The 25,272-nt window shown below is 63.6% G+C and carries 26 protein-coding genes; 8 read left to right on the top strand and 18 right to left on the bottom strand.

Features of this window, described 5'->3' with window-relative positions; genetic code table 11:
- Positions 1-40: 40 nt before the first annotated feature.
- From RMO89_RS19020 to RMO89_RS18975, 10 genes are all read right to left on the bottom strand, one after another.
- Positions 41-1,024: an NADPH:quinone oxidoreductase family protein gene (locus RMO89_RS19020; RefSeq protein WP_310535144.1), complete on the bottom strand. Its 984-nt coding sequence runs from the start codon at positions 1,022-1,024 to the stop codon at positions 41-43.
- Positions 1,024-1,764: an SDR family oxidoreductase gene (locus tag RMO89_RS19015; RefSeq protein WP_310535143.1), complete on the bottom strand. Its 741-nt coding sequence runs from the start codon at positions 1,762-1,764 to the stop codon at positions 1,024-1,026. The genes RMO89_RS19020 and RMO89_RS19015 overlap by 1 nt, the downstream gene beginning before the upstream one ends.
- The gene (locus RMO89_RS19010) at positions 1,764-3,092 is read right to left on the bottom strand and encodes an acyl-CoA dehydrogenase family protein (RefSeq protein ID WP_310535141.1); all 1,329 of its coding nucleotides are present in this window, start codon (positions 3,090-3,092) and stop codon (positions 1,764-1,766) included. The genes RMO89_RS19015 and RMO89_RS19010 overlap by 1 nt, the downstream gene beginning before the upstream one ends.
- On the bottom strand, positions 3,089-4,168 hold the full coding sequence (locus RMO89_RS19005) for a phosphotransferase family protein (protein WP_310535140.1): 1,080 nt from the start codon (positions 4,166-4,168) through the stop codon (positions 3,089-3,091). Before RMO89_RS19005 ends, RMO89_RS19010 begins: the two co-directional genes overlap by 4 nt.
- Entirely contained in the window at positions 4,165-4,965 is an 801-nt protein-coding gene (locus tag RMO89_RS19000) for an SDR family oxidoreductase (protein WP_310535139.1), read from the bottom strand. Before RMO89_RS19000 ends, RMO89_RS19005 begins: the two co-directional genes overlap by 4 nt.
- Positions 4,962-6,017: an alpha/beta hydrolase gene (locus RMO89_RS18995; RefSeq protein WP_310535137.1), complete on the bottom strand. Its 1,056-nt coding sequence runs from the start codon at positions 6,015-6,017 to the stop codon at positions 4,962-4,964. The genes RMO89_RS19000 and RMO89_RS18995 overlap by 4 nt, the downstream gene beginning before the upstream one ends.
- Complete coding sequence (locus tag RMO89_RS18990; protein WP_310535136.1) at positions 6,017-6,511, bottom strand: MarR family transcriptional regulator; 495 nt, start codon at positions 6,509-6,511, stop codon at positions 6,017-6,019. Before RMO89_RS18990 ends, RMO89_RS18995 begins: the two co-directional genes overlap by 1 nt.
- Before the next feature lie 36 nt (positions 6,512-6,547).
- Complete coding sequence (locus tag RMO89_RS18985; protein WP_310535135.1) at positions 6,548-9,313, bottom strand: glycoside hydrolase family 2 TIM barrel-domain containing protein; 2,766 nt, start codon at positions 9,311-9,313, stop codon at positions 6,548-6,550.
- 3 nt (positions 9,314-9,316) lie between these two features.
- Positions 9,317-10,303, bottom strand: a complete 987-nt coding sequence (locus RMO89_RS18980; RefSeq protein ID WP_310535133.1) for a sugar phosphate isomerase/epimerase — start codon at positions 10,301-10,303, stop codon at positions 9,317-9,319.
- A 93-nt stretch (positions 10,304-10,396) separates the two neighbouring features.
- Positions 10,397-11,938, bottom strand: coding sequence for an acetolactate synthase large subunit (locus tag RMO89_RS18975; protein ID WP_310535131.1), 1,542 nt, complete (start codon positions 11,936-11,938; stop codon positions 10,397-10,399).
- 194 nt (positions 11,939-12,132) lie between these two features.
- Between RMO89_RS18975 and RMO89_RS18970 the strand changes: the two genes are divergently transcribed.
- From RMO89_RS18970 to RMO89_RS18960, 3 genes are all read left to right on the top strand, one after another.
- On the top strand, positions 12,133-12,594 hold the full coding sequence (locus RMO89_RS18970) for a cytochrome c (RefSeq protein WP_310535129.1): 462 nt from the start codon (positions 12,133-12,135) through the stop codon (positions 12,592-12,594).
- Positions 12,594-13,316 (top strand): cytochrome b/b6 domain-containing protein, encoded by a 723-nt coding sequence (locus RMO89_RS18965; RefSeq protein WP_310535128.1) that lies wholly within the window; start codon positions 12,594-12,596, stop codon positions 13,314-13,316. The genes RMO89_RS18970 and RMO89_RS18965 overlap by 1 nt, the downstream gene beginning before the upstream one ends.
- 107 nt (positions 13,317-13,423) lie before the next feature.
- A complete protein-coding gene (locus RMO89_RS18960) occupies positions 13,424-13,801 on the top strand; it encodes a c-type cytochrome (protein WP_310535126.1) in 378 nt (125 codons plus the stop codon).
- Positions 13,802-13,866: 65 nt separating this feature from the next.
- Here the strand turns inward: RMO89_RS18960 and RMO89_RS18955 are convergent, their stop codons facing one another.
- From RMO89_RS18955 to RMO89_RS18925, 7 genes are read right to left on the bottom strand one after another with little or no spacing between them, the layout of a single operon-like run.
- Positions 13,867-14,865, bottom strand: a complete 999-nt coding sequence (locus RMO89_RS18955) for an aldo/keto reductase (RefSeq protein ID WP_310535125.1) — start codon at positions 14,863-14,865, stop codon at positions 13,867-13,869.
- Positions 14,862-15,830: a Gfo/Idh/MocA family oxidoreductase gene (locus RMO89_RS18950; protein WP_310535124.1), complete on the bottom strand. Its 969-nt coding sequence runs from the start codon at positions 15,828-15,830 to the stop codon at positions 14,862-14,864. Before RMO89_RS18950 ends, RMO89_RS18955 begins: the two co-directional genes overlap by 4 nt.
- A complete protein-coding gene (locus tag RMO89_RS18945; protein WP_310535123.1) occupies positions 15,827-16,669 on the bottom strand; it encodes a class III extradiol dioxygenase subunit beta in 843 nt (280 codons plus the stop codon). Before RMO89_RS18945 ends, RMO89_RS18950 begins: the two co-directional genes overlap by 4 nt.
- 1 nt (position 16,670) lies before the next feature.
- Complete coding sequence (gene ligA / locus RMO89_RS18940; RefSeq protein WP_310535122.1) at positions 16,671-17,081, bottom strand: protocatechuate 4,5-dioxygenase subunit alpha; 411 nt, start codon at positions 17,079-17,081, stop codon at positions 16,671-16,673.
- Complete coding sequence (locus RMO89_RS18935) at positions 17,078-18,115, bottom strand: aromatic ring-hydroxylating dioxygenase subunit alpha (protein ID WP_310535121.1); 1,038 nt, start codon at positions 18,113-18,115, stop codon at positions 17,078-17,080. Before RMO89_RS18935 ends, ligA begins: the two co-directional genes overlap by 4 nt.
- Positions 18,112-19,134, bottom strand: coding sequence for an amidohydrolase family protein (locus RMO89_RS18930; protein WP_310535119.1), 1,023 nt, complete (start codon positions 19,132-19,134; stop codon positions 18,112-18,114). The genes RMO89_RS18935 and RMO89_RS18930 overlap by 4 nt, the downstream gene beginning before the upstream one ends.
- Entirely contained in the window at positions 19,131-19,940 is an 810-nt protein-coding gene (locus tag RMO89_RS18925; protein ID WP_310535118.1) for a DUF1932 domain-containing protein, read from the bottom strand. Before RMO89_RS18925 ends, RMO89_RS18930 begins: the two co-directional genes overlap by 4 nt.
- Positions 19,941-20,120: 180 nt before the next feature.
- On the opposite strand from RMO89_RS18925, the gene RMO89_RS18920 reads away from it, so the two are divergent.
- Positions 20,121-20,483 (top strand): protocatechuate 4,5-dioxygenase subunit alpha, encoded by a 363-nt coding sequence (locus tag RMO89_RS18920; protein ID WP_310535116.1) that lies wholly within the window; start codon positions 20,121-20,123, stop codon positions 20,481-20,483.
- A gap of 11 nt (positions 20,484-20,494) precedes the next feature.
- A complete protein-coding gene (locus RMO89_RS18915) occupies positions 20,495-21,334 on the top strand; it encodes a class III extradiol dioxygenase family protein (RefSeq protein ID WP_310535114.1) in 840 nt (279 codons plus the stop codon).
- Here the strand turns inward: RMO89_RS18915 and RMO89_RS18910 are convergent.
- Positions 21,331-22,476, bottom strand: coding sequence for a LysR family transcriptional regulator (locus RMO89_RS18910; protein ID WP_310535112.1), 1,146 nt, complete (start codon positions 22,474-22,476; stop codon positions 21,331-21,333). The two genes, RMO89_RS18915 and RMO89_RS18910, sit on opposite strands and share 4 nt — an antisense overlap.
- 108 nt (positions 22,477-22,584) lie before the next feature.
- Between RMO89_RS18910 and ligK the strand changes: the two genes are divergently transcribed.
- The 3 genes from ligK to RMO89_RS18895 all read left to right on the top strand — a co-directional run bounded on the left by ligK (position 22,585) and on the right by RMO89_RS18895 (position 25,254).
- A complete protein-coding gene (gene ligK, locus RMO89_RS18905) occupies positions 22,585-23,259 on the top strand; it encodes a 4-carboxy-4-hydroxy-2-oxoadipate aldolase/oxaloacetate decarboxylase (protein ID WP_310535110.1) in 675 nt (224 codons plus the stop codon).
- Between the two features lie 76 nt (positions 23,260-23,335).
- On the top strand, positions 23,336-24,370 hold the full coding sequence (locus RMO89_RS18900; protein WP_310535109.1) for a 4-oxalomesaconate tautomerase: 1,035 nt from the start codon (positions 23,336-23,338) through the stop codon (positions 24,368-24,370).
- Complete coding sequence (locus RMO89_RS18895) at positions 24,367-25,254, top strand: amidohydrolase family protein (protein WP_310535108.1); 888 nt, start codon at positions 24,367-24,369, stop codon at positions 25,252-25,254. Before RMO89_RS18900 ends, RMO89_RS18895 begins: the two co-directional genes overlap by 4 nt.
- Positions 25,255-25,272 lie beyond the last annotated feature (18 nt).

The following is a 25,272-nucleotide window of genomic DNA, read 5'->3' as shown; positions in this document are numbered from 1 at the left end:
AGTTGAGATTTGGGCCGTCTTTGGAGGGCGCGGCCTTTAGCTAATCAGTCTCCATCTCCAGCACGACCCTGCCAGCCGCCTTGCCCGAGAACGCCAGTTCCATCGCCGCGACATAGTCCTCCAGCGCAAACTTTGCGGCTATCGCCGGGTGGAAGTGCCCCTCTGCGGCCAGTTGCATCACCTTCACCCGGTTCGCCGCCGCTTCCTCGGGCCGGTTGAGCGCATGGCCGCGCATCTGCACGCCGACGAGGCTGGCGCATTTGAGCAGCGGCAGGTTCGTCTTCAGCGCCGTAAGCCCGCCAGTGAATCCGATCACCAGATGCCGCCCGCCATAACCGAGTGTGCGGAAGGCAAGGTCAGTCGCCTCGCCTCCGACCGGATCGAAGACGATATCCACGTCCTTGCCGCCGTTCGCCGCCTTGACCTGATCGCGCCAGTCCGCCGCACCGGTCGTCACCACGGCATCGGCGCCGCCAGCTTTTGCAGCCGCCTGCTTTTCCGGGCTGGAGGCCGAGGCGATAACGTGAAGGCCAAGGTACTTGCCCACCTCGACCGCCGCATAGCCCGTACCGCCCGCCGCGCCGAGCACCAGCAGACTCTCGCCCGGCTTGGCAGCCGCGCGGTCGACCAGCGCGTGCCATGCCGTCTGGTAGTTGACCGGGAAGACCGCTGCCTCGGCAAATTCCATCCCCGCCGGGATCTTGCTGACATTGGCGGCATTGAACAGTGCGGCTTCGGCAAAGATGCCGCCAAGGCCCGAACCGAACACGCGGTCGCCCGGCGCGAAACCGGTGACGCCGGGACCGACAGCCTCAACCGCGCCGGCATATTCGCTGCCCGGAATGTAAGGCAATGGTGGCTTGAACTGGTATTCCCCGCGCGCGGTCAGGACATCGACGAAGGACACGCCCGCGGCCTTGATCGCTACGCGCAACTGACCTTCGCCGGGCTGGCCGGGGTCGTATTCCCTCACCGCATAAGTGTCAGGCGGGCCGAACGCTTCGGCGATCACGGCGCGGGGCATCAGTGTTGCCCCCCGTCACACCGTATCAGCGCGCCGGTGACGTTGACCGAAGCCGGGCTGGCGAGGAACAGCGCGGCAGTAACGATGTCCGACGGATCAGCCGCCACCCCGCGCGGGGTCGGGATCGGGCCTTCGCCCTTGTCGGGCCAGGCCTGCACGATATCCGTCTTGAACGCCCCCGGCGAGAGCGTGTTCACCCGCACGTACGGCGCATATTCGTGGGCAAAGCTTTCCGACATGGCGTTGAGCGCCGCCTTCGACGATCCGTAAGGCACCACCTGAGGCAGCGGCATCAGTGAGCCCGAGGAGGTCACGTTGATGATGCAACCGGAACCAGCATCGTACATCCGCTTGCCGATCTGGCTGGCGAGACGGAATGGGCCCTTGAAATTGAGGTTCACCACGGAATCGAACAGCGCCTCGCTTACCTCGTGGCTGGGCGCGCGCGGGCTCATACCGGCGTTCTTCACACGGATATCCACACGCCCGAACGCGGCATAGGCCTCCTCGATCAGCCGGTCGCAGTCGGGCCACTTGCCGACATGGGCGGAGATCGCCAGCGCCCTGACTCCCAGCGCGCGGCACTCCTCGGCGACGGCCTCGCAGTTTTCCAGTTTGCGGCTGGCGATGATGACGTCCGCGCCGCGCTCGGCAAAGGCCTTGACCATCTGGTAGCCCAGCCCGCGCGAGCCGCCGGTGACCAACGCCACCTTGCCGGTGAAATCGAACAGCGGGTCCATTAGAGGCGGTCCTGTCCAGGTACGCCCTCAGGCCGGGCATCGGGATAGCGTTCCAACGCCGCCTTGAGCCGTGTGGGGATATGTTCAGACGGGAACATACCCTCCACCGGTTTGGCCGTCTTGAGATAGGCCCGCGCGAGCTGGCTCTTGTGCGCGTCGGTCGGCCCGTCGGCAAAGGCGAGGCCCATGCCGCCGCCGAACCAGTTGGCCAGCGGCATGTCGAGGCTGATGCCCAGCGAGCCGTGGATTTCCAGCGCCTTGCCGATCACGCTCATCCACACATTGGCCATCGCGACCTTGCACATGCCGATGTGGTTGCGCGGGGTGCCGTGGGGCATCCGTCCGGCCTCGGTCTCGTCGATCAGCCATGCGGTCTTGAGCGTGAGCAGGCGAAACTGCTCGAGCTCGACCACGCTTTCAGCGATCTTGGCCTGGACCATCTGGTGATCGCCCAGCTTGCGCCCGCGCGTGACGCGGGAAACCGCGCGCTCCAGCATCATGTCGAGCGCGCGCTGGCACTTGCCGACCGTGCGCATGGCGTGGTGGATGCGCCCGCCGCCCAGCCGCGCCTGCGCGACCTTGAAGCCCTCACCCGGACGCCCAAGGATATGGTCCGCCGGGATGCGCACCTGATTGTAGCGCACGTGGCCGTGCGCGCCCTCTTCATACGGATTTTCGCCGGCAATCGCGACATTGCGGATGATTTCGATGCCGGGCGTTTCCGCCGGAACGACGAACATCGACATCCGCTCGGTCAGCGGCGCGCCCTCGGCGGTGACGGCGATGACAAGGAAAAACGTTGCAAATCGGGCGTTCGAGGAGAACCACTTCTCCCCTTCGATCACCCATTCGTCGCCGTCCAGCGTGGCCTTGCAGGTGAACACGCCCGGATCGGCCCCGCCTTGCGGCTCGGTCATGGAAAAGCACGAGACGATGTCCCCGGCCATCAGCGGGCCAAGGTAACGCTGCTTCTGTTCGGGCGTGCCGAACAGGGCGAGGATTTCGGCGTTACCCGTGTCAGGCGCCGCGCAGCCGAAGACGACCGGTGCCCAGTTGGACCGCCCGATGATCTCGTTCATCAGCGCCAGTTTGACCTGCCCGTAGCCCGGCCCGCCAAGGTTGGCGCCGAGGTGGCAGGCCCACAGCCCCTGCGCCTTGACCTGATCCTGCAAGGGCCTCGCATGATCACGCGCCGATTTCAGCGAGGGATCGAACTGGCAGCCCTGTTCCGGCCACAACAAGTCCATCGTCTCGCATTCCTCGCGGACGAATTTCGCCATCCAGTCGAGCTTGGCCTGGAACTCCGGCTCAACGCTGAAATCGATCATTTCAATCTCCGTACTTGGGCGGCAGTTTCCTTGAAGCAATTCTCGCTGATGCGGGCAAAGAAGCGGCCAACATCCTTGGGCAGGTGCCCAGCCTCGGCCGCAGCAACCTTGTACTCAAGCAGGCAGCCCGACTTGAACTTGGCGAGCACCGAGAGGTATTCGAAATCGCGGAAATCGCGACCCGTGCCGGCACAATAATAGCGGGCGAGTTCCTGCTTGGTCGGGAACAGGTTCGGGTCTTGCAGCGCGGTCGGGAACTCTTTTTCCGGATCGTCCTCGTCGCGCATGCCGCCGGTGAACCAGCCCATGTCGATCATCGGATCGCCGATGGTCGAAAGCTCCCAGTCGATCATCGCGGCAAGGCGCGGCGGCGGGCCGTGGTGAAACATCATGTTGGGCGTGCCGACATCGCCGTGGATGATGCCGGTCGATTCCTTCGCCGGGATGTTCGCGCGCAGCCACTCCTCGGTCTCGGTGAAGCCTTCGAAGTCCCGCGCTTCATAGCCGGCGTATTTTTCCGGATAGCTCTTGAGCTGACCGACCCAGCGATCGACCTGCCTTTCGAGGAACCTGCCGGGCTTGCCATAATCGCCAAGGCCAATGGCTTTGTGATCGACATTGGCCAGCTTGATCAGCCCGTCGACGATGGCGAAGGGGATGCCGTAGATATAGGGCATCCGGTCGAACGGCGGTTCGTTGTAGATCTTCTCGTCGCGCAGGTTGGGCGCCCAGCCCTTGACCATTTCCATCACGTAAAAGCGCCCGCCGATCACCTCGGGATCCTCGCAGGAGCCGTAGCAGCGCGGGTGCGGCACGTCGGTCTGGCCGAGCGCGGTCAGGATGCGCGCCTCGCGCAGCACGCCCTTTTCAGCACCCGGCGGCGGCACGGCGGGGGGCCGGCGCAGGACCATCGGCCCCTCGCCCCGGTCGAGCGTGAGAACAACGTTGGACGTGCCCCCCGACAGGATCGCCGTCCTCAACGCTCCCTTGCCGAGTTCGGGAACATTGGCATCGAGCCAGTCGGTCAGGGGACCGATCGGCGCGAGTTCGTCCAGGTTGTGCTCGATCTTGCTCATTCGCGGAATCCCAGCCCTTCGACATTTGGCGCATAGCCCGGCTGCGCAGGCTCGCGGTGCGCGGCGATGATCGCCTGATGCCGCCGCTCCACCAGCGGCGCGTGATCGGGGTGCGACATGACGTAAGGCTCGTTTGCCTCAACCGCGCGCACCACGGCGCGGCCCAGCCAGATCGGCTCCATCATGTTGGCGCTGAACACGTCCCATGAGGAATCGTCCATGCCGAGCTCTTCCTTCATCGCCATCGACATGCGGCTGCGGGTGAGGCCGGGGAACAGCACGGTTACACCGACGCCGCAGTCCTCAACCTCCTGCCGCAGCGAATCCGACAGGCCGAGCACCGCGAACTTGCTAGCGCAATAGGCGGCGAAAGTGCCGTGGGGCAGCAGGCCGTTGGTCGAGCTCGTGTTGACGATATGGCCGTTCCCGCGCGCCTTCATCGCCGGAAGATAGGTGAGCACGCCGTTGAACACCCCGCGCACATTGACCGCCATGACTCGGTCGAATCCCTCGGGCGAGAGTTCCTCCAGAGGTTCGAACTTCGTCGCAATCCCGGCGTTGTTGCACAGGATATCGAGATCGCCCGTCACCGCCTTCGCCGCTGCCCAGCTATCCAACGAGGTAACGTCGAGCGTGATGGCAGTTGCACCGATCAGGGCAGCGGTTTCCTCCGCCAACCCGCCTTCGATATCGGCGACGAAAACCCGCGCACCAGCCTCGGCAAAGGCCTCGGCCAGCCCGCCGCCGATGCCCCCGCCACCGCCGGTGACGAGGACGGTCTTGCCCGCGACCTTCACTTGCCCGCCAGCATCGCGCGCGACAGCGCCATGATCGCGTTCAGGTCATCCTGCGCCGATGGGATGCCCTTGCGGAAAGTGGCAAAGCCATGGATGTTTCCCTTGGCCTCGTAATAACTGACCGGCACGCCCGATTGTGCCAGCTTGGCGACAAAGGCGCGACCGCCGTCGCGCAGCGGATCGAAGCCGGCCGTGGCAAGAACGGTAGGCGGCAGGCCATGCAGGTCTGCTAGCAGAGAGGAATGACGCGGGCTTTTCACATTGGCGGCATAGGACTTGCCAAAATAGGCCATGTCTTCCTTCGTCAGGCCGTAATCACCCGAGAATGCGACCATCGAGGGGTAGGACCGCGACGCGTCAGTCATCGGATACAGCGGGATCATAAGCTTCACCGGCGCGGCCGCAGGCTTGTCGCGCAATGCGAGCGCGGTGAGCAGGGTGAGCGTTCCGCCAGCACTGTCGCCAGTGAGCACGAGTCCGTTGACCTCCCGGCCGAGCGCTGCGCCATTGGCGGCGATCCAGCGCGCGGCAGCCTCGGCATCATCTGGCGCCGCAGGCCACTTGTGTTCCGGCGCCAAGCGGTATTCGACCGAGACCACCGGCAAGTCGAGTTGCCGCGACATCTCAGCCGCCAGCGCGGCGTGCGTGCCGATCGAACCGACGACAAAGCCGCCGCCGTGATAGAATACCACAACTGGACCCGGCCCGCGATCCGCGCGGGAATCGAACAGACGAAGGTCCATGTTGCCGCCCGGTCCGGGCATGGTCAGCTTGCGATCGACCGCCAGCGTGCCCAGCGGCACTTCGGACGCGGCCATCATCTTTTCGATGACCTGCGGCGGTATCTTGCGCATCTGGGCGATCATCGCATCGCTCATCGGCGGGCGAGGCTGCTTCTTCAGGCCTTCGAGGTATGCCTTGGCATCGGAACGTAGCACCTGGGTTTCCGCCGAAGCGGCGGCAACCGGCTTGGCCATGACGGCGACCGGCATGGCGGCCGGAAGCAGGGCTGTGCCAAGCGCGGCAATTAGAATCGCAGTGGTACGCTTCATCAATTCTCTCCCTTGAATCGGGCCGCATCGGCCCCGCCCGCGCGCAATTGCGCTTCGAGCTGCTGGCGGAAGGCTCGCAGGCCATCGCTCAGCCTGCAAGCGGCATCGAGATCGAGCCCGGCAGAGAGCGCTTCGGCGATGGCTGCGGCGCGGGCATCTGCCTGACGCTTGAGCGCGGTGCCGGCTTCGGTTGCAACCAGCAGCGGCGCGCGCTTGTGATCGGGGTTGGGAGCAGTCTCGATCAGTCCCGCAACAACCAGCGCATTGGCCGCGCGCTGGACGATCTGGCGCGGCTGACCAAGCGACCGGCCGATCTGCGACACGGTCGGCGCGCGTTCACCCTCTACCACGGCGGTGAGGACGAGCATTTCGGATTCGCCCAGATCAACGCCGCGCCGCGCCTCGGCAAAGGCGCTCTTCAAGCGGCCGCCAAGGCGATGGAACTCGTCCATCAGGCCAATCAAAGGGTGGCGCGAATCGAAACGTCCGGACATGACCCGAACGTGTCATTTTGACATGATCGTGTCAAATCATCTCGGCGTGACCTCGATCGCCGCGACCACAGCCTTGCCGCCCTGCCCGCTGAAATCGAGCTTGAGCAAGCCGCCCTTCACCGTCACCGGGAAGCTCCTTGCCAGCCCCTTGAGCGCGCCGCCGGCCTCCTTGCCGATGGCGAAGGGCACGAGACCCGGCTTGCCGTTGGCAGTGACTGCCATGGTCGCGCTGCTGTCTGCCAGAGCGGCATCCGGCTGGAATGTGTGCACGGTCACGGTCCAGTTGCCGTCGGCGACCGGCAGGGCATAGGAAAATGCCTCGCCCTCACGCCAGTAGGCGTAGAGCTCGGGCCGGTTAGCCACGACCTTCTTCGATGGCGCGCGATTTGAACCGAAACCGCCCATGGACAGCGGAACCGTGCGCCCACCGGTGACGAAGGTGTCCGACCCGAACGGCTTGCCCGCCACTACCTGTCCGGCAAGATCGCCGGCATCGAGTGCCAGCCCGCGTGCAGTGTCCGGGCCAGTCCACACCGCCTCGTCACGCAGCACCTTACCGCCACTGTTCGCGGTAACCACCACGCGGTTCTCACCCTTGGCGAGGGCAACGCCCGGCCACAGGCAGATGCGGTCAGCACAGGCGATCTCACCCAGATCGCGCCCGTTGATGCTGAGCGAAGCTCGCTCCGCGTTGGAATAGGCCTTCACTTCGGCGGTCGGATAGGGCCGCAAGGCATGGCGTTTGCCGGTGATCCACACCATCGGTTCGGGATTCCAGTTGGCCTTCAGGAAGTAGAATGCATCCTTGCGCAGCTTGCGATCATAAGTGACCACGCCCTTGGTGTTGACGTCCACCGCATCGCCCTCACCGCGCAGGTCGCTGGCAAAGTCGAACATGTTCCACAGCCAGGTGGCGAACAGATACTTGCGGCCCTTCATCGCCAGCCAGTTCTGTTCGATGGCATAGGACTGGTATTCCTGCGGCTGAGGGCGGCCGATGAAGTTGAGGAAGCCGGACCTGATGTCATCGCTGTGCTGCGTGGTCGCACCGCCGGCGCCCCATTCGGAGATAGAGATCGGCAAGTTCGGATGTTTGGCGTGCAGGCGATCAAACTCCGCACCGGCTTGCGCCCGCGCGTCCAGATGCTGCGGCATGTACCAGCCGAAATAGCGGTTGTAGCCGATCAGGTCCGCAGCGCCTGCCAGCATGCTGCTACCATCCATGCCGAGAATTTTCAGGCCCTCGCAACAATCGGCAAAAGTCGTCGCCCTGCTGGGGTCTTCGAACTTCGCAATAGCGGCGAGATGATTCAGCAGCGGCAGCGGATCGCCCGCCACCTTGCCAAAACCTTTCGCCGAATCGACCTCGTTGCCGACAGACCACATGACGATCGAAGGGTGATTGTAGTTCTGGCGGATCAACTCCTTCAGCTGCTGCTCGGCATTGTCCCAAAGTTCCGTGCTGCCCTGTCCTCCAGCCAGTCCCGGGCTGGTGACATAGGGAATTTCGGCCCAGACAATCATCCCTGCCTTGTCCGCCTCGTCCGACCATTCGTCTGCGTGCTGATAGTGCGCATGACGAACGGTGTTGGCGCCGAGTTCCTTCATCAGCGCCATATCCTCGGCGTGATCCGCCGGGGTAAGCGCCGCGCCTTTGCCCAGCTTGTCCTGATGGCGCGATACGCCATGGAGCTGGACGTAGCCCGAACCGGGGCTCATCGGATGAGGGTTCAGGAAGAAGCCTTCGTTGGCATCGATGCGGAAGTCGCGGATGCCAAAGGTCTGGGTCACACTGTCGATCAGCTTGCCCTTTTGCCGCACTTCGACCGTGGCGGTATAAAGGTAGGGATCGCGCGTGCCGTCCCACAGCCGGGGATTGGTGATGGGCAGCGCCGCGACGGCCTTGCCCTCAACAAAACTCTCGGCGTCTTTGGCTTTTGGCGCTTCGGCAGGACATCCATGCAGACAGTCTGATGCTACGGTCACCTGAGGCGGATTGATCACCGATAGCATCGGCACCCGGTCCAGCACCAACTTACCGGCGGCATCGCGGATCGTCACCGTATAGAGTGGGCCCCGCCTGCTTCCTTTTAATGCCTTTTTCGGCGCGCGGGTGCGCGCGGAGACGTGAACAACGGCTTCGTCCGGCAGACCAGACTTGCGGAAAAGCTGACTTGTGCGCACGAACACGCCGGGTGAACCATAGTCAAGCAAGCTGATACCCGTCTCACTGGCCGTGATCAGCTGCACCTGCCGGTACAGCCCGCCATAGACGAAGAAGTCACCCGCCAGCGGGATCGTTTCACTTGTGGGCTTGCCCGATTCTGGTTTGGAATTGTCCGCACGCACGGCGATCAGGTTCGCTTGCCCCGGTTTCCACTGCAGCGTCACGTCAAAGCGGAAGCGGCCATAGGCGCCGCGATGTTCACCGACGAACTGCCCGTTGACCCAGACCCGCGCGATCTTCCCGACTGCCGCGAAATCCAGGTACTGGCGGCGGCCCTTGGCGGCGGGCGGCGCGTTGTAGGTCAGGCGGTACCAGCCGATGCCCTGCCGGTTGTCGCTCGCGGGATCACGGGTCGTGCCGTAGCTGCCGACCATGTTCCAAGTGTGAGGTACCGAGACCTTGTCCCACCCGGCATCGTCAAAACCGGATTGCGCCGGCGCATCGCCGACATCGCCGAACTGGAAGCGCCAGCCCTGCGATAACGAAACCACTTCGCGCGGCCCTGCCTCTGTTGCGCGTGCAGGCGCGCCTAGGCCGAACAGGGCGATGGTCAGAAAGACAAGGCGTCGCAGCATGGATCAGGCTTTCAGGCGCGAAAGGAAGGTGAAGCCCTTCGCCGCCGCTTCGATGCGCGGCATGGTGAACGGCGGCTCCTGCTCAAGGTAGAAATGCTCGACACCGGCAGCGCGCGCGGCGGGCAGAATACGCGCCCAATCGAGACGGCCTGAACCAACTTCGGTCGGGTCCATAGACAGCACGTAATTGGTCTGGGTGCTGGCCTTCACGTCCTTCACGTGCATCCAGCGGCAGCGGCCGGCATGCTTGCGCAGGAATGCCACGGGATCGAGTCCGCCAGCTGAGACCCAGCCGATATCGACCTCGAAATGCACGAGGCCTGGATCAGTCTCGGTCACCAGCACGTCCCAGCCGGTGGTGCCGTCCACGGGTGCGAATTCGATATTATGGTTGTGATAGCCGACCACAATGCCGAACGGCCGCAGCGCGGCGGCGCGCTCGTTCAGCGTTGCCGCGGTGCGCTGCCAATGCGCCTTGCCGGCGGCGGCAAAGCTGCGGCCGATGGCGGCCTTCATGTCCTCGCCCTGCTGCGGACGAAAGTTCGCGGGGAACGGCGCAATCGGCGCCACACCTTGAAAAATGCCCAGCGCCCCAAGATCGTCAGCGATCTTCTGCGGGTCGCTCATCAGCGAAAGCCCGCTGCCGCCCGGCATGCCTTGCAGCGGCAAATGGATTGAACTGAACCGCAGCCCGGTCCGGTCAGCCGCGGCCTTCAGCGCGGCTGGCGTCTTGCCCAGCAAACCGGGAAGCTCGAGATCGCGGTAACCGATCTGCGCCAGCCGCGAGAAGACGCCGTCGATGTCCTTCGCCGGCTCATCCCCCAGCGTGTAGAGCTGAATGCCGATGGGTTTGCCGATGCGTTCGAAAAAACCGCGCCGCGCCGCTGCCATTGCCGTCCCGGCCAACATCAATCCGGCGGCACCGGCAGATAGTCCCGAAAGGAAGTGGCGGCGACCAATTGCCGGTCTTGCGTTAGACTTGAGTGACATGCGCGCCTTATCCTCTCGACGAAAACTGGTTAGACCAGTTGCCGCATTACGCGAGGAGTCGCAAGCCCGCTTTTGCTGCCATCGCTCGCGGGCTCAGAGTGTGACCTCGATCAGCGTCGGCCCTGCCTCTCCGCAAGACCGGACCAGCGCGGCGTGAAAGTCTTCCGCCGTCTCCACCCGCGTGCCGGGAACGCCCATGCCTTTGGCCAGCGCCACGAAATCAAGCGTTGGCTGGTCGATCTCCATCATTTCCGCTGCGCGCGGGCCCGGCGTGCCGAAGCCCATATTGGCATATTCGGCCTCAAGGATCTTGTACTTGCGGTTGGCGAAGACGATCGTGGTCACGTCGAGGCTTTCGCGCGCCTGCGTCCACAGCGATTGCAGCGTGTACATCATCGAGCCATCGCCTTCGAGGCAGAACACCCGCCGTCCCTTGCAGGCCATCGCAGCCCCCGTGGCGACCGGTGTCCCAAAGCCGATTGAGCCACCCATGTTCTGCAGCGTTTCATGCGGCAACGCTCCCGCCGTCAACGTCATAGACGAGCGCCCGGTGGTGAGCGATTCATCGACGAGGATGCAGTTTTCCGGCAGCGCCGCCGCGATCGCATAGGCAATCGACACAGGATCGAGCGCGCCTTGAGGCACCGGAGTCTGGATGCGTTCCTGCCAGGCCGGCGCGATCAGATTTGCGCCCAGGGCATCGGCCAGCATGTCCAGCGCCGCCTTGCCATCCTCACCCGGCAAGGCCAGCGAATGGACCTGCGCCTCGGGATGCTTGAGCTGGCTGGGCCAGCCGGGATAGGCGAAGAAGGCAATCGGTTCGCCGGTTTCGACTGTCACGATGTGGCGGAACGGCTTGAGGTAATCGACCGCCGCTTCAACGAAATAGGGAATGCGCTCAAGCGTTACTCGGCCCGCGCCGCGCTCGATCCGGTTGGTGAAGAACTGCGTGGCGATGCTGCAGCCGGTGGCGGCGGCGATTTTTCCGGCGATTTCCGGCCCTCGCCCCCGGCAGGTCCGGTCGGCAAGCACCAGCAGGACCGGACCATCGGCATTGCGGATCATCCGCGCCACGTGATCGATGCGATCCGCCGGAGGCACGGCGCGAACCGGACCGGCAGCGGGACTGGAGCAAACCTCGCCCGCATCACCCCACGAGGCATCGCCCGGCAGGACGAGAGTCGCGATCTGGCAGTCACGAGCGGCGGCAACCGCCTGCGCCGCATCATGCGCCAGAGTGTGCGCGCCATCGGTGGTGCGCAGCCAGTGGCTAAGCGGGCGGGCAATGCCTTCAAGGTCGGAGGTCAGCGGCGCATCGTATTGCAGGTGCGTAGTCACGTGATCGCCGACGACGTTGACAATGCCCGACCGCGCCCGCCGTGCATTGTGGAGGTTCGCCAGGCCATTGGCGAGGCCGGGGCCGAGATGCAGCAGTGTCGCCGCCGGGCTTTCCTTCATCCGGAAATAGCCGTCCGCCGCCCCGGTCGCCACGCCTTCGAACAGGCACAGCACGCTTTTCATCCCCGGATTGTCGAGCGCGGAAAGGAAATGCATCTCTGACGTGCCGGGATTGGCAAAGCAGGTATTGACCCCTCCGGCAATCAGCGTCGAGACAAGGGCTTCCGCGCCGTTCATGGCAAAATCCGTTTCATCTGGAACCACATTGCCCGAGCCATAGCGGCGTGACGGCAATTGCCGCAAGCGCGGACTGAAGGCTGGGCGGCGCGCTTTGCTTACAACGACACAATTTGTATCGATCAGTTACAAAAAACTGATTGTCGCCAAGGAACAATCCGGGCCATGAATGCAGCGAAATCCAAGGAGGGTCTATGTCCTACAAGAAGCTTTTCGTGCTCGCCGCCGTTGCCGGCAGCCTTGGCCTTGGCGCCGTGACCATGGCCGCATCGCCGCAGCAGACGATTTCCGATCGCCAGGCCAATTTCAAGGTCATTGGCAAGTCTTTCAAGGCCATGCTCGATGAAGGCCGCAACCCCGCACCGAACATCGCGGTCTACCGCGTCAATGCCGATGCACTGGCCAAGGCCGCAGCGAAAATTTCGGGTCATTTCCCCAAGGGCACCGGCCCGGAAGCCGGCGTAAAGACCGCGGCCCTGCCGTTGATCTGGCAGAAGAATGCCGAGTTCAAGGGCGCCGCCGCAAAGCTGGTCGATGCATCAAAGAAGCTCAATGCCGCTGCCAAGTCTGGCAACCTTGATGCGACAAAGGCTGCGCTGATGGGCGTTGGTCCAAACTGCAAGGGCTGCCACGATCAGTTCAAGGCCAAGGGCTGATGCAGCCGCCGCTGCGCAGGACGCGGCTGTGGGATTTGCCAATCCGGCTGGTCCACTGGTCGCTGGTGGCGCTGCTGCCAGCGATGTGGTGGACGGCGGAGAACGATAACCTCAGCCTGCACATGACGCTGGGCTATGCCGTGCTCGCCATCGTGGCGTTCAGGATCATCTGGGGCTTCGTTGGCTCGTCAAACGCGCGTTTCAGCCAGTTCCTGAAGGGCCCCGGCGCGGTCGCAGGTTACTTGCGCGGCTTCTTTTCGGGCGGACCGGCCAAGGCCCACGCCGGCCACAACCCGGCTGGCGGCTGGAGCGTGATTATCCTGCTGTCGCTTCTGGCCGGTCAGGTCGGGGTGGGACTTTTCGCGCTCAATGAAGACAATGTCGGCAGTCCGCTGACCAGCTTGGTCGACTATGAAACCGCGCGTTCGCTGGCCGAAATCCACGAACTGGGCTTCAACCTGATCCTCGCTTTTGTCGTGATCCACCTTGCCGCCGTGCTGTATTATTCGCTGATCAAGAAGGACCGGATCGTGCCGCCGATGGTGACCGGATCGCGCGATCTGCCTGAGGATGTTGAAGCTCCGCGCATCGCACCGCTGTGGAAGGCCGCCGTTGTTATGGTGATTACCGCTGCCTTTGCCTATTGGATTGCCAAGGGCATGCCGACTTCGCTCGAGCAATTGACCCAACCGCCCCCACCGAGCGCTGAAGACTACATGTAATTGCGCGTGCAATATTGGCCATGCCAATTTTGCCTGTTCAGCGAGCCGAAAGTTCACTACGTCCATTGCGGCATTCAATGCCGACCCGAACTGGAGTCCCCCTCCCGATGATTACGCGTATCTTTGCCGTCTCGCTCGCGCTCGTCGCCGGTGCCTCTGGCCTTCCCGCTGCAGCTCAGGCCGGCGATCCGGGTGAAGCAGCGTTCAATATGCGCTGCAAGGCCTGCCACACAGTCGCTCCTGGCGGTGCTTCGACCGCGCTGGCGCCGAACCTGCGCGGCGTCGTGGGCCGCAAGGCTGGCGCGAGCACGTTCAAGAACTATTCGCCCGCGCTGAAGGCCGCTTCGATCACGTGGAATGCCGCCTCGCTCGATAAGTTTCTGACCGCGCCGACCAAGTTGGTGCCCGGCACCCGCATGGTGATGGCGGTGGGTGATGCCAATCAGCGCAAGTCCATCGTCGCCTGGCTCGCCAAGCAGCGCTGAGTTCAGCTTTTCAAAGGAAAACGGCCCTGCGAGAGTGGGGCCGTTTTTCGTTGGGCCATCTTTCGTCAGGCTGGCGCTGAGGCGAATTCCTCGGTGTCGATCGTCTTCTGCATATTATCGGGATAGCGGGGTCCTGAAACTGTCTGCTGGTTGATCAGCGCGCCGACTTCGTCGAGCAGCGCAGCATCGGCCTGCCAATCCTGCCGCGCCATGTTCTCGTGCAAATGGGCGATACTGGTGGTGCCGGGTATGACATGCACATTGTCTCCCCGCGACAGCACCCACGCCAGCGCCAGTTGCGCCGCCGTCACGCCTTCCCGCCGGGCGACGGCATTGAACTCATCGATCAGCGCCAGATTTCTGGGCCAGTTGTCCGCATCAAAGCGCGGGTGCGGATAGCGGATATCGCTTTCGAGCAGGGTCGAGGTATCGCGGATGCCGTTCGCCAGGGCACCGCGCCCAAGCGGCGAAAAGGCAACGAGCGCGATGCCGAGCTCAGCGCAGGTATCGCGAACCGCGATCTCGACGTTGCGCGTCCACAGCGAATATTCGGTCTGCACCGCCGCCATCGGGTGGACCACATGGGCCTCGCGAATATGCGCGGCGGACCATTCCGACACGCCGTAGGACAGGATCTTGCCCGCCTCGATCGCGCGGGCCAGAGCGCCAATCGAATCCGCGATCGGAACCGACGCATCGAAGCGGTGCAGGTAGAACAGATCGAGGTGATCTGTCTTGAGCCGCGCCAGACTTTCATCAAGCGACTTCAGCACCGCATCGGGGTGGCAGTTCGTTCCGCGCTTCGGCCCGTCAAACATGATGCCGGTTTTCGACGCGAGGAAGAACTCATCGCGCCGGTGCGCCAGCGTATTGCCGATCAGCGTCTCGCAGCGGCCGGCGCCATAGATGTTTGCCGTATCGAAATGATCGATGCCCAGATCGAGCGCGGCCTCGAGCACTTTTGCCGCATCTTCCGGCGCGGGCGGCACGCCATAGCCATGGGTCAACCCCATGCAGCCGAGGCCGAAGGGATTGACTTGCCGCCCCGCCAGAAGCCGCTTCATGACCAGCCGTCCTGCGCCTCAAGGCTGGTAGCGAGCTCACCGATCACGCGGTAGCAATCGAGGACCTGCGCGACGGACGAATTAGGCTCACGCCCTTCGCGGATGGCGGCGACGAATTCGCGGTCCTGCAGTTCGATGCCGTTGTTGCTGACCGCCACGCCGGTGAGGTCGATGGGTTCTTCCTTGCCGTTCACCAGATCGTCGTAGCGCGCGATATAGGTCGCGGTGTCACCGATGTAGCGGAAGAAGGTGCCCAAAGGTCCGTCGTTGTTGAACGACAGCGATAGCGTGCAGATCGCGCCGCTTTCGCTCTTCAACTGGATCGACATATCCATCGCGATGCCAAGTTCAGGATGCTTCGGACCCTGCATGGCATGGGCCGAAACAATTTTGCCCGCCTGATAGGCGAACAGGTCAATCGTATGCGCGGCGTGGTGCCACAACAGGTGATCGGTCCACGACCGCGGTTGGCCCTTGGCGTTCATGTTCTTGCGGCGGAAGAAGTAGGTCTGGACGTCCATCTGCTGGATGTTCAGTTCGCCCGCGACGATCTTGTTATGCACGTACTGGTGCGAGGGATTGAAGCGGCGGGTATGGCCGACCATGCAGGTAAGCCCGGTTTCCCTGGCCTTGGCGACAACCGCCTCGGCATCGGCCCAGGTATCGCACAGCGGGATTTCCACCTGCACGTGCTTGCCGGCATTCATGCAGGCAATCGCCTGTTCGGCGTGCATCTGGGTCGGCGTGCAGAGGATCACCGCATCAACATCGTCGCGCGCAAGAGCGTCGGCAAGCTCGGTCGACGAATGCCTCGCGCCGTACTTTTCGGCAACGGCAGCGGCCTGTTCGCCGGTGCGGCTGATGATCGAGACGATCTCCACGCCATCGATATTCTTCAGGCCATCGAGGTGCTTTTCGCCGAATGCGCCGGCACCAGCCAGAGCGATGCGGAGGGGTTGGGTCATAGTTCAGGCTCCAGAACGAGATGGCCGATGGCCGTATTGCTGCAAGGGATATGATAGTGGCGGTGAAGCGTTTTCACACGCTTGCCCAGCGCGCCGCGCATGATCAGCCACATGACCATTTCAATGCCTTCGCTGCCGGTTTCTCGCAGATACTCAATGTGCGGGATATGGCGCGCGTCGTCGGTGCCGGATTCCAGCATGTCCATGAAGCGGTTATCCCATTCCCGGTTGAGCAGCCCGGCGCGCGGCCCCTGAAGCTGGTGGCTCATGCCGCCGGTGCCCCAGATCTGCACGTTGAGATCCTCGGGGAAGCTGGCGACTGCGCGGGCAATCGCCTCACCCAGCGCCCAGCAGCGGTTTCCGGAAGGCACCGGGTAAGTGACGACGTTCACAGCGAGTGGGATGATCTTCGCAGGCCACTTTTCCGGCTGGCCGAACATCATCGACAGCGGTACGGTCAGGCCGTGATCAACGTCCATCTCGTTGATGATCGTCATGTCAAAATCGTCGAGGATCAGGCTCTGCGCGATATGCCAGGCAAGGTCGGGCGCACCTTCGACATCGGGCACCGGGCGCGGCCCCCAGCCCTCATCCGCCGGCTTGTAGCTTTCACCGCAGCCAATCGCGAAAGTCGGGATGATGCTGGCGTCAAAGGCCGAGGCGTGATCGTTGTAGATCAGCACGATGACATCGGGCTTCTCGGCCTTCTCCCACTCGCGCGTCCATTCATAGCCCTTGAAGATCGGGCCGAAATAGTCGTCCTGCCACTTGCCCTGATCAACCGCGACGCCGAGCAGCGGCACATGGCTGGAGCCTACACCGGCGGTAATGCGCGCCATGTCAGTAGCCTCCTTTGATCGACCGGTTGCCCTCAGGCGAGCGGCCGCCATCGAGCATCATCTGGCGGTATTCAGGGAATGTCATGTCGGTCATGGTCGAGCAGGCCTCGGCAAAGGGAATCCCGTCAGTCGAGAAGATCTTCGACAGGAAATAGATGTTCCCGCCCAGTTCCAGCAGCCGGTTGTAATCGCGCGCGAGCACGGCCTGCTTCTGGTCCTCGGTCAGCTTCCATTCGTCGAGGTAGGCGCGTTCGCCCGCTTTCCAGCGCTCGCGGTTGTCCGGCTTCATCAGGCTCATGGCGAATTGGTTGAGGTGATAGCCTTGCCGCGCGCGCGTCGCCGTGAAGACGCGCGTGCCGGGAATATCATCGAACTCGGCCAAGTAATCGTGGATCGAGACAGGGCCACTCATGCATCAAGTCCTTCGCTCTGGCGCTTCATCGCCCGGGTTATGATCTGGCGCGACCTGACGCCGCCTTCGTCGATCTCGTATGCCATCAGCCGCAGGCCGGGATTGTCGTCGATCGACTTTTGCTGCGCCTCAAGAATGGCCAGGTCTTCAGCAAAAACGCCCCCCTGCTGGCGCTTCATCCGCGCGGTCAAGCCGACATCGTCGATGTCGAAATTGCGCGCCATGCCCCAGAAATAGTGATGGGTGTTCTCGGTTTCAGGGGTCATGAAATCGACGACCATACCGCGCACACCGCTATCATGGTCCTCGATTGTCGCGCCGGCTTCGACCGGGGCCACGCCAACGTCGATCATCACGGCCGACGGCAAAAGGAAGCGGCAGACCTGCCAACGATCGACCGCGCCTTCCTTGCCGAGCGCAGAGCGCCAGAACGGCGGCGCATCGACACCCGGCATCCAGCGGGTGACGTAAACGTCCTCGCCCTCAACCCGCGTGGCAATCGGCGCCTCAAGAATTTCGGGCTGACCGATCGAGCCGACATGGACATAGGTTTCGTGCGTCAGGTCCATCAGGTTGTCGACCATCAGCCGGTAATCGCAGGCGATGTGGTAATAGTCACCGTCGAACACCCAGCCCTCGGCCGAGCATGGCCACAAGTCGGGGATCAGCGCGGGATCGGCCTTGTCGCGATCACCGATCCACACCCAGACGAAGCGGTGACGTTCGTGCGTGACATAGGCTTCGGCGCAGACCCGGCGGTTTACCGGCGCGTCCTTGAGCGGCATTTCCAGCGCCGCGCCATCGGGTCCGACCAACAGGCCATGGTACTTGCAGCGCAGCGAGTCGCCTTCTTTGACGCCCATCGACAGCGGCAATAGCCGGTGCGGACAGGCATCGCGCAGGGCGACAACCGAGCGGTCAAGCTTGCGGTAGAACAGCATCGGCACACCGCAGATGGTGCGGGCCAGCGGCGCGGAATCGATGTCGCTATCCCACCCGGCGACGTACCAGGCGTTGGTGACCCAGGTGGTCACTGTCCGCGATCCTTCAATTGGGCGTCGAGCCGCGGGAAAACCCGCCGCGCATTGCCTTCAAAAATCGCGTGCCGTTCGTCATCGGAGATATCCAGCGCGTCGACATAGCGCTTGGTATCGTCAAAATAGAACCCCGTCGTCGGGTCGATCCCGCGCACCGCGCCCACCATTTCGCTGCCGAACAGGATGTTCTTGTTGTCGATCACGTCAGCCAGCAGGTTCACCCCCGGCTGGTGATAGACACAGGTATCGAAGAACACGTTGTTCATCAGGTGACCCGAAAGGTCCGGCTTCTTGAGCATGTCGGCGAGGCCGCGGTAGCGCCCCCAATGGTACGGCACCGCACCGCCGCCGTGCGGGATGATGAAGCGCAGGTTCGGGAAACGGCTGAACAGATCGCCTTCAAGAAGCTGCATGAAAGCGATGGTATCGGCGGCGATGTAATAGGCGCCAGTCGCGTGCATCGCCGGATTGCACGATCCCGAAACGTGGATCATCGCTGGAACATCCAGCTCGCACATGGCTTCGTAGAACGGGAACCAGAATTCATCCGTCAGCGGCGGATGGCTGAAGTGGCCGCCGCCGGGATCGGGGTTGAGGTTGCAACCGATGAAGCCCTTGTCGACGCAGCGGCGCAGTTCGGCGATCGAACTCGTCATGTCCGCCTCGGGCGACTGCGGCAGCATGCAGACCCCGGCGAACACTTCGGGGTAGAGGCCGACCACCCGGGCGATAAGATCGTTGCAGACCTGCGCCCATTTCACCGCGACCGACTGATCGCCGACATGCGGCGCCATGGCCGACGCGCGTGGGGAAAAGATCGTCATGTCCGCGCCGCGTTCCTTGATCAGGCGCAGTTGGTTGGATTCGATCGTCTCGCGGATTTCGTCGTCCGAAATATCGGGATAGGGCGGCGCAGCCTCGCCCGCCTTGAACGCCGCCTTCTGCGCCTCGCGCCAGTCGTCGTGAGCCTTGGGGAGCACGGTGTAGTGGCCGTGGCAGTCGATGATCATGGTCATGCGGTCGGGCTCCTCTCGATCAGTTTTCCGGCCTGTTCACGCTGGCGGCGCACGGTGCCGGCGGTCATCACCGGCTCCACGCCGAGCCCTTGCAGGGTCTTGGCCGATTCTTCCATTTCAGCGGCGCGGCGCAGGCCATGAGTGACCATGCGCTCGATGTTGTAGTCGGCACGCTCTCGCCAAGGCAGCGCCTTTTCGCTGGCGTCGAGCGAGGCGAGCACCTCGTCCGTAACCTCGGCCTTTTCCGCGGCGAGCATCATTTCGGCGGTCAGCGCCTCGATGCCCTTGACCATGACCGAGCGGATCATCTTGATGGCGGAAGCCCGGCCGACCGCATCGCCAACCACGCGAATGTTGGTGAAGCCCGCACTTCGCAGCGCCACCTCAGCCTCAGACGCGGCCTTGCCAGCCAGCAGCAGGGAAACCGCTAGCCGCGCCGGTTCGACAGGGGCCAGCACGGCCACGTCAACATAACGCCCGCCCGCCGCCTCAACCGCCTTGGCCGCCGCCCGCTTCGTGTCAGGAGCAACAGAATTCATGTCGCACCAGATCGCGCCAGGCTGGAGCAGCGGCGCACAATCATTCGCCGCTACCAACGCCTGATCAGCAGTCACCAGGCAGAGAACCAGCTCGGCTTGCTCGAGCGCGGTGGCCGCATCAGCGCAAGCGGTAATCCCCGCCCCGGCCATTGCGGCGCGGCGTTCTGCGTGCAGGTCAAACCCGCGCGCGCCAGCGCCCCACTGCCCTGCGGCAGCAAACGTCGATCCAGCCTCTCCGAAGCCGACAAGTGCAAGCCCTTGCTTCATGGCAAGCGGACTGCGCCCTGCCCGCCTGTCGGGCAAATTCTTTGTGACCAAGCGCTATTAGATCAGGCTAAGCGGGTTCCGAATGCAGCGCTCGCGCCCTCGTTCTTGACCTCGATCAATCCGCTCCGCGTCCGCCGCGCTAGGCAGGGCCATCGGATCCCCATTCGAGGAGTTTCAGCCATGACTATTGCAGCGATGACCGGCGAACCCGGTAAGCCAATACCCGGCACCCACCTGTTCGATGGCGATGCGGCACAAAAGGGATATGCCCTCAATGCCCTGTGCTTTTCGTTCAACAGTGCCGAAAACCGCGAGGCATTCCGACTGGATGAGGCCAAATACTGCGCTCAGTTCAAGCTTACTCCCGAGCAGTTAAAGGCCGTGGCGGACCGCGACATCCTCGGCATGATCGCGGCTGGCGGCAACATCTATTTCCTCGCCAAGCTCGCCGGGATCTTCGGGCTTAACGTGCAGGATGTCGGCGCGATGCAGACCGGCCTGAGCGTCGAGGCTTTCAAACAGCGCCTGTACGATCAGGCATAAGGAGAAGCGAAATGGCGGAGATCGTCGGAGCCTATTTCACCAGCCACGTGCCCGCCATCGGCGGCGCGATCCATCGCGGCGCGCAGGAGGAGCCCTACTGGAAACCGTTCTTCGACGGCTTCCCCAAAGTCCGCGAATGGCTGGCCGAAGTGAAGCCCGATGTCGCGGTGTGCTTTTCCAACGACCATGGCCTGAACTTCTTCCTCGACAAGATGCCGACCTTCGCGGTCGGCGCGGCCGAGCAATATAGCAACGCCGATGAAGGCTGGGGCCTGCCGATCTACAAGACGATGCAGGGACATGCGCCGCTGTCGTGGCATATCATCGAACAGATTGTGGAGGACGAATTCGATCCCGTCACCTGTCAGGACATGCTGGTCGATCATGCCTTGTCGATCCCGTTCGAACTGGCATGGCCGGGTGCGGAGGAATGGCCGGTGCGGGTTGTGCCGATAGGCATCAACACGGTGCAGCACCCCCTGCCCTCCGCCAGACGCTGCCTTGCGCTCGGGCGTTCCGTCCACCGCGCGCTGCAAAGCTGGCAGGGTGCGGAGCGGATCGTCATCATCGGCACCGGCGGCCTTTCACACCAGCTCGACGGCGAGCGCGCCGGATTCTTGAACCGCGATTACGACATGTTCTGCCTCGATAATCTCGCCAGCGATCCCGATGTGCTGACCCGCGATTCAATCCATGAAATGGTTCGGATGGCGGGTACGCAGGGGGTCGAGGTGCTCAACTGGATCGCGGCGCGCGGGGCGTTGGGGCCGACAGCGCGCGAGATCCATCGCAATTATCACATCCCAATCTCGAACACGGCAGCGGCAACTCTGCTGCTTGAGACGGCCTAACCGACGGTCACCGCGTCCAGATCCTGCAGGAACTCAAGCTGGATGGCGGTCGGCCGCCACGAAGCACGCGTGGTGACCGCTATTGTGCGGTCCAGATCGTTTGGCAGGTCGGTAATTCGGTCAACCCAGCCAGCTTCTAACTCAACCGCCATTTGGTCAGGCGAAAGCAGGGTGAGGAGATCGCTCTCGATGAGCAACTGGCGGATGGTCATGACCGACCCGGATTCCACCGGAACCGGCGGCGGGGCAACGCCCGCACGGGCAAACAACTGCTCCCAGATCAGCCGCAATGGCGCACCGGGAGACGGCACGACCCACGGATAGGCGGCGAGTGCACGGGCATCTGGAGCAGTTCCGGCAAGCGGATGCCCCTTGCGCCCGATCACGACGAGATGGTCGCGGAACAGGCCTTTCTGGATCAGATCCGGTTCCAGCAGCGGCTCCCGGCTTGCGCCGATCATCAGGTCGATCGCACCGTTGCGTAGCGGATCGACAAGTTCGGCGCGCGAACCTTCGATGATCGTCACGCGCACTTGCGGATTGCGCTTGAGGAACCGCGTCACAGCGGCCGGTAGCACCCGCGCGCGCGACAGCGGCATGGCACCAATCGAGATGCGCCGCGTTTCATGCCCGCGCGCCGCGGCGAGTTCAGACAGGCCGGTCTCGATCTCCACCCGGGCCAGCCGGAAGGAGCGCGCCATGGCTTCGCCGGCATCGGTCAGGATAACAATCTTGCCGCGCCGTTCGGCCAGCGAGCGCCGGGTGGCCAGCGCAAGATCGCTGACCGCGCGGTGCAGCGATGGAAGCGACAGGCCTGTCACCATCCCGGCCCCTGAATAGCTACCCGAATCCGCCAGCGCGAGCAGCGCCCGCATCCGGCTCATCGTCACATGCGGGCTGGCAATATGGTCAAGCGCGGCCGCGATGCGCGGCACGAACAGGTCCGCCGCCGGGGTCGTCGCCATGCCGTTATGGCGCCGCTCGAACAGCGTCGCACCGAGCATCCCCTCGATCCGGCTGAGCGCCTGCGTTATCGCCGGCTGGGTGAGATTCACTGCCTGAGCTGCGGCATTCATAGTGCCGAGTTCCGCGATTTTCACGATCGCGCGCAGGTGCCGCAGGTTGAAATCCCAGATTTCCATGGCAACCATCTTAGCGAAATCTAATCACGACGCCAGACTTGTGCTTTCACCTGTCCCCGGTGAGGACTAAGCCTTGATCCAAAGCCGAACTTGCCGAGGAGAGAAGCCGTGAGTGGAATTGTCGTGCAGAAAATTGAGCGCGCGCCCATCGAGGTGGTCAACGGCCTGGCCGAATGCGGCGTTGCGACGGTCCACGAAGCTCAGGGCCGCACCGGCCTGCTCGCCAGCTACGTGCGCCCGATCTATTCCGGGGCGCGGATCGCGGCTTCGGCCGTCACGATCTCCGCCGCTCCCGGTGACAACTGGATGGTCCATGTCGCCATCGAACAACTGCAGGACGGTGACATCCTGCTGCTCGCGCCAACCTCCCCTTGTGAAGACGGATATTTCGGCGATCTGCTCGCCACATCGGCACAGGCGCGCGGGTGCCGGGGGCTGATCATCGACGCTGGTGTGCGCGACGTGCGCGACCTCACGGAAATGCAGTTCCCCGTCTGGTCGAAGGCCATCTTCGCGCAAGGCACGGTCAAGAACACGCTGGGTTCGGTCAACGTGCCGGTGGTCTGCGCCGGGGCGCTGGTCAATCCGGGTGACGTGATCGTTGCCGACGATGACGGCGTCTGCGTTGTCCCCCGCGCCAACGCCGCAAAGGTGCTCGAAGCCGCCCGCGCCCGCGAAGCCAACGAAGCCGACAAGCGCGCCCGGCTCGCCGCCGGGGAACTGGGCCTCGACATGTACAAGATGCGCGAGCGGTTGGAGGCTGAGGGGCTGAAATATGTCTGAGCCTGCCCCTTCAGGAAAAGTGGGAACCGGTTTTCCGCCCGGAAGGGGCAGCAAACAAGGACTCTCCGCACCATGCATGTGGATGCGTGGCGGTACGTCCAAGGGCGGATACTTCCTGAAGTCGGACCTGCCCGCCGAAACGGCGACCCGCGATGCTTTCCTGCTCGCCGTCATGGGTTCGCCCGACCCGCGCCAGATCGACGGCATGGGCGGAGCTGATCCGCTGACCAGCAAGGTCGCGGTCGTCTCGAAATCGGCGCGCGAGGGGATCGATGTCGATTACCTTTTCCTGCAGGTGTTCGTCGATCAGGCCATCGTCACCGATGCGCAGAACTGCGGCAATATTCTCGCTGGCGTCGGGCCATTCGCCATCGAGCGCGGACTGGTGGCGGCGACGGGCGACGAAACGCGCGTGGCGATCTTCATGGAGAACACCGGTCAGGTTGCCGTGGCCACGGTGCAGACGCCGGGGGGCATAGTGACCTATGCCGGAGACGCCGCCATCGATGGCGTTCCTGGAACCCATGCCCCCGTACCGACCCTGTTCAAGGATACCGCCGGCTCTTCCTGCGGCGCGCTGCTGCCCAGTGGCAATGCAGTCGATGTGGTCAATGGCGTGCCGGTCACGCTGATCGACAACGGCATGCCCTGCGTGGTGATGAAGGCCGCCGATGTGGGCATCACCGGCTATGAGGACCGCGACTGGCTCGATGGCAATGTCGAACTCAAGGCGCGGATCGAGGCGATCCGGTTGGCCGTGGGCGAAAGGATGAACCTTGGCGACGTGCGCGAGAAATCGGTACCCAAGATGATGCTCGTCGCTCCGCCGAAGGATGGCGGCGCGATCTGTGTGCGCAGTTTCATCCCGCACCGCGCCCATGCGACGATCGGCGTTCTCGGCGCAGTCAGCGTGGCGACGGCCTGCCTGATCGGCGGATCACCCGCTGCCGAAGTGGCCGTGGTGCCAGAGGGCCGCACCAAGACCCTTTCGGTCGAGCACCCGACCGGCGAAATGAGCTGCGTGCTTGAAGTAAACGAGGCGGGCGATGTCGTCTCCGCTGCCCTGCTGCGTACCGCGCGCAAGCTGATGGATGGAGTGGTTTTCGCATGACCGACCGTATCACTTCCTGGCACGCCAATCCCAGCAAGCCGCGCTATACGCCGCCACCGGGCGCGGTTGACGCCCATTGCCACGTGTTCGGCCCAATGGCGCAGTTCCCGTTCAGCGCGAAGGCCAAGTACCTGCCCGAGGACGCCGGCCCAGACATGCTTTTCGCCCTGCGCGACCACCTGGGGTTCGCGCGGAATGTCATCGTTCAGGCGAGCTGCCACGGCACGGACAATTCCGCGACGCTTGATGCCATTGCCAAGTCGAACGGAAAGGCGCGCGGCGTGGCCGTGGTCGATCCGGCGATCAGCGAGGCTGAGCTCGCCGCGCTGCACGACGGCGGCATTCGCGGCATCCGCTTCAACTTTCTCAAGCGGCTGGTCGATGATGCGCCGAAGGACAAGTTCCTTGAAGTGGCAAACCGCCTGCCGAAGGGCTGGCACGTGGTGATCTATTTCGAAGCCGACATCCTCGAAGAACTGCGCCCCTTCATGGACGCGATCCCGGTGCCGCTGGTGATCGACCACATGGGCCGTCCAGACGTGCGGCAGGGCCCGGATGGGCCAGACATGAAGGCCTTCCGCGCCTTCCTCGATGCGCGCGACGATGTGTGGTTCAAGGCTACCTGCCCCGACCGGCTCGACGCGATCAAGGAAGGCGGCGCTGGCGACCCGTGGAACGCCTTTGCCCACGCCGTCGCGCCGCTGGTTGCCGACTATCCGGGCCGGGTGCTCTGGGGCACCGATTGGCCGCATCCCAACATGGATACCGAGATCCCCGACGACGGCCATCTCGTCGACATGATCCCCCGTATCGCGCCAACTGTGGAACTTCAGCACAAGATGCTGGTCACCAATCCGATGGCGCTATATTGGTATGATGAATAGCAAAAACCGGAGAGTGAA

Source organism: Novosphingobium sp., assembly GCF_031424035.1.
Taxonomy (GTDB): Bacteria; Pseudomonadota; Alphaproteobacteria; order Sphingomonadales; family Sphingomonadaceae; genus Novosphingobium.
Note: the sequence above shows the minus strand (reverse complement) of the source record. Positions and strands in the feature narration are given on the sequence as shown.

What these genes read in the sequence shown, in the direction of transcription:
- RMO89_RS18915 (WP_310535114.1), top strand. Translation starts at nt 20,495, where the DNA reads ATGGCGGAGATCGTCGGAGCCTATTTCACCAGCCACGTGCCCGCCATC.
- RMO89_RS18965 (WP_310535128.1), top strand. Translation starts at nt 12,594, where the DNA reads ATGCAGCCGCCGCTGCGCAGGACGCGGCTGTGGGATTTGCCAATCCGG.
- RMO89_RS18925 (WP_310535118.1), bottom strand. Translation starts at nt 19,940, where the DNA reads ATGAAGCAAGGGCTTGCACTTGTCGGCTTCGGAGAGGCTGGATCGACG.
- RMO89_RS18920 (WP_310535116.1), top strand. Translation starts at nt 20,121, where the DNA reads ATGACTATTGCAGCGATGACCGGCGAACCCGGTAAGCCAATACCCGGC.
- RMO89_RS18930 (WP_310535119.1), bottom strand. Translation starts at nt 19,134, where the DNA reads ATGACCATGATCATCGACTGCCACGGCCACTACACCGTGCTCCCCAAG.
- RMO89_RS18995 (WP_310535137.1), bottom strand. Translation starts at nt 6,017, where the DNA reads ATGAAGCGTACCACTGCGATTCTAATTGCCGCGCTTGGCACAGCCCTG.
- RMO89_RS18910 (WP_310535112.1), bottom strand. Translation starts at nt 22,476, where the DNA reads ATGGAAATCTGGGATTTCAACCTGCGGCACCTGCGCGCGATCGTGAAA.
- RMO89_RS18975 (WP_310535131.1), bottom strand. Translation starts at nt 11,938, where the DNA reads ATGAACGGCGCGGAAGCCCTTGTCTCGACGCTGATTGCCGGAGGGGTC.
- RMO89_RS19020 (WP_310535144.1), bottom strand. Translation starts at nt 1,024, where the DNA reads ATGCCCCGCGCCGTGATCGCCGAAGCGTTCGGCCCGCCTGACACTTAT.
- ligA (WP_310535122.1), bottom strand. Translation starts at nt 17,081, where the DNA reads ATGAGTGGCCCTGTCTCGATCCACGATTACTTGGCCGAGTTCGATGAT.
- RMO89_RS18955 (WP_310535125.1), bottom strand. Translation starts at nt 14,865, where the DNA reads ATGAAGCGGCTTCTGGCGGGGCGGCAAGTCAATCCCTTCGGCCTCGGC.
- RMO89_RS18960 (WP_310535126.1), top strand. Translation starts at nt 13,424, where the DNA reads ATGATTACGCGTATCTTTGCCGTCTCGCTCGCGCTCGTCGCCGGTGCC.
- RMO89_RS19015 (WP_310535143.1), bottom strand. Translation starts at nt 1,764, where the DNA reads ATGGACCCGCTGTTCGATTTCACCGGCAAGGTGGCGTTGGTCACCGGC.
- RMO89_RS18895 (WP_310535108.1), top strand. Translation starts at nt 24,367, where the DNA reads ATGACCGACCGTATCACTTCCTGGCACGCCAATCCCAGCAAGCCGCGC.
- RMO89_RS18980 (WP_310535133.1), bottom strand. Translation starts at nt 10,303, where the DNA reads ATGTCACTCAAGTCTAACGCAAGACCGGCAATTGGTCGCCGCCACTTC.
- RMO89_RS19010 (WP_310535141.1), bottom strand. Translation starts at nt 3,092, where the DNA reads ATGATCGATTTCAGCGTTGAGCCGGAGTTCCAGGCCAAGCTCGACTGG.
- RMO89_RS18970 (WP_310535129.1), top strand. Translation starts at nt 12,133, where the DNA reads ATGTCCTACAAGAAGCTTTTCGTGCTCGCCGCCGTTGCCGGCAGCCTT.
- RMO89_RS18950 (WP_310535124.1), bottom strand. Translation starts at nt 15,830, where the DNA reads ATGACCCAACCCCTCCGCATCGCTCTGGCTGGTGCCGGCGCATTCGGC.
- RMO89_RS18990 (WP_310535136.1), bottom strand. Translation starts at nt 6,511, where the DNA reads ATGTCCGGACGTTTCGATTCGCGCCACCCTTTGATTGGCCTGATGGAC.
- RMO89_RS18945 (WP_310535123.1), bottom strand. Translation starts at nt 16,669, where the DNA reads ATGGCGCGCATTACCGCCGGTGTAGGCTCCAGCCATGTGCCGCTGCTC.
- RMO89_RS19005 (WP_310535140.1), bottom strand. Translation starts at nt 4,168, where the DNA reads ATGAGCAAGATCGAGCACAACCTGGACGAACTCGCGCCGATCGGTCCC.
- RMO89_RS18900 (WP_310535109.1), top strand. Translation starts at nt 23,336, where the DNA reads ATGTGGATGCGTGGCGGTACGTCCAAGGGCGGATACTTCCTGAAGTCG.
- RMO89_RS18985 (WP_310535135.1), bottom strand. Translation starts at nt 9,313, where the DNA reads ATGCTGCGACGCCTTGTCTTTCTGACCATCGCCCTGTTCGGCCTAGGC.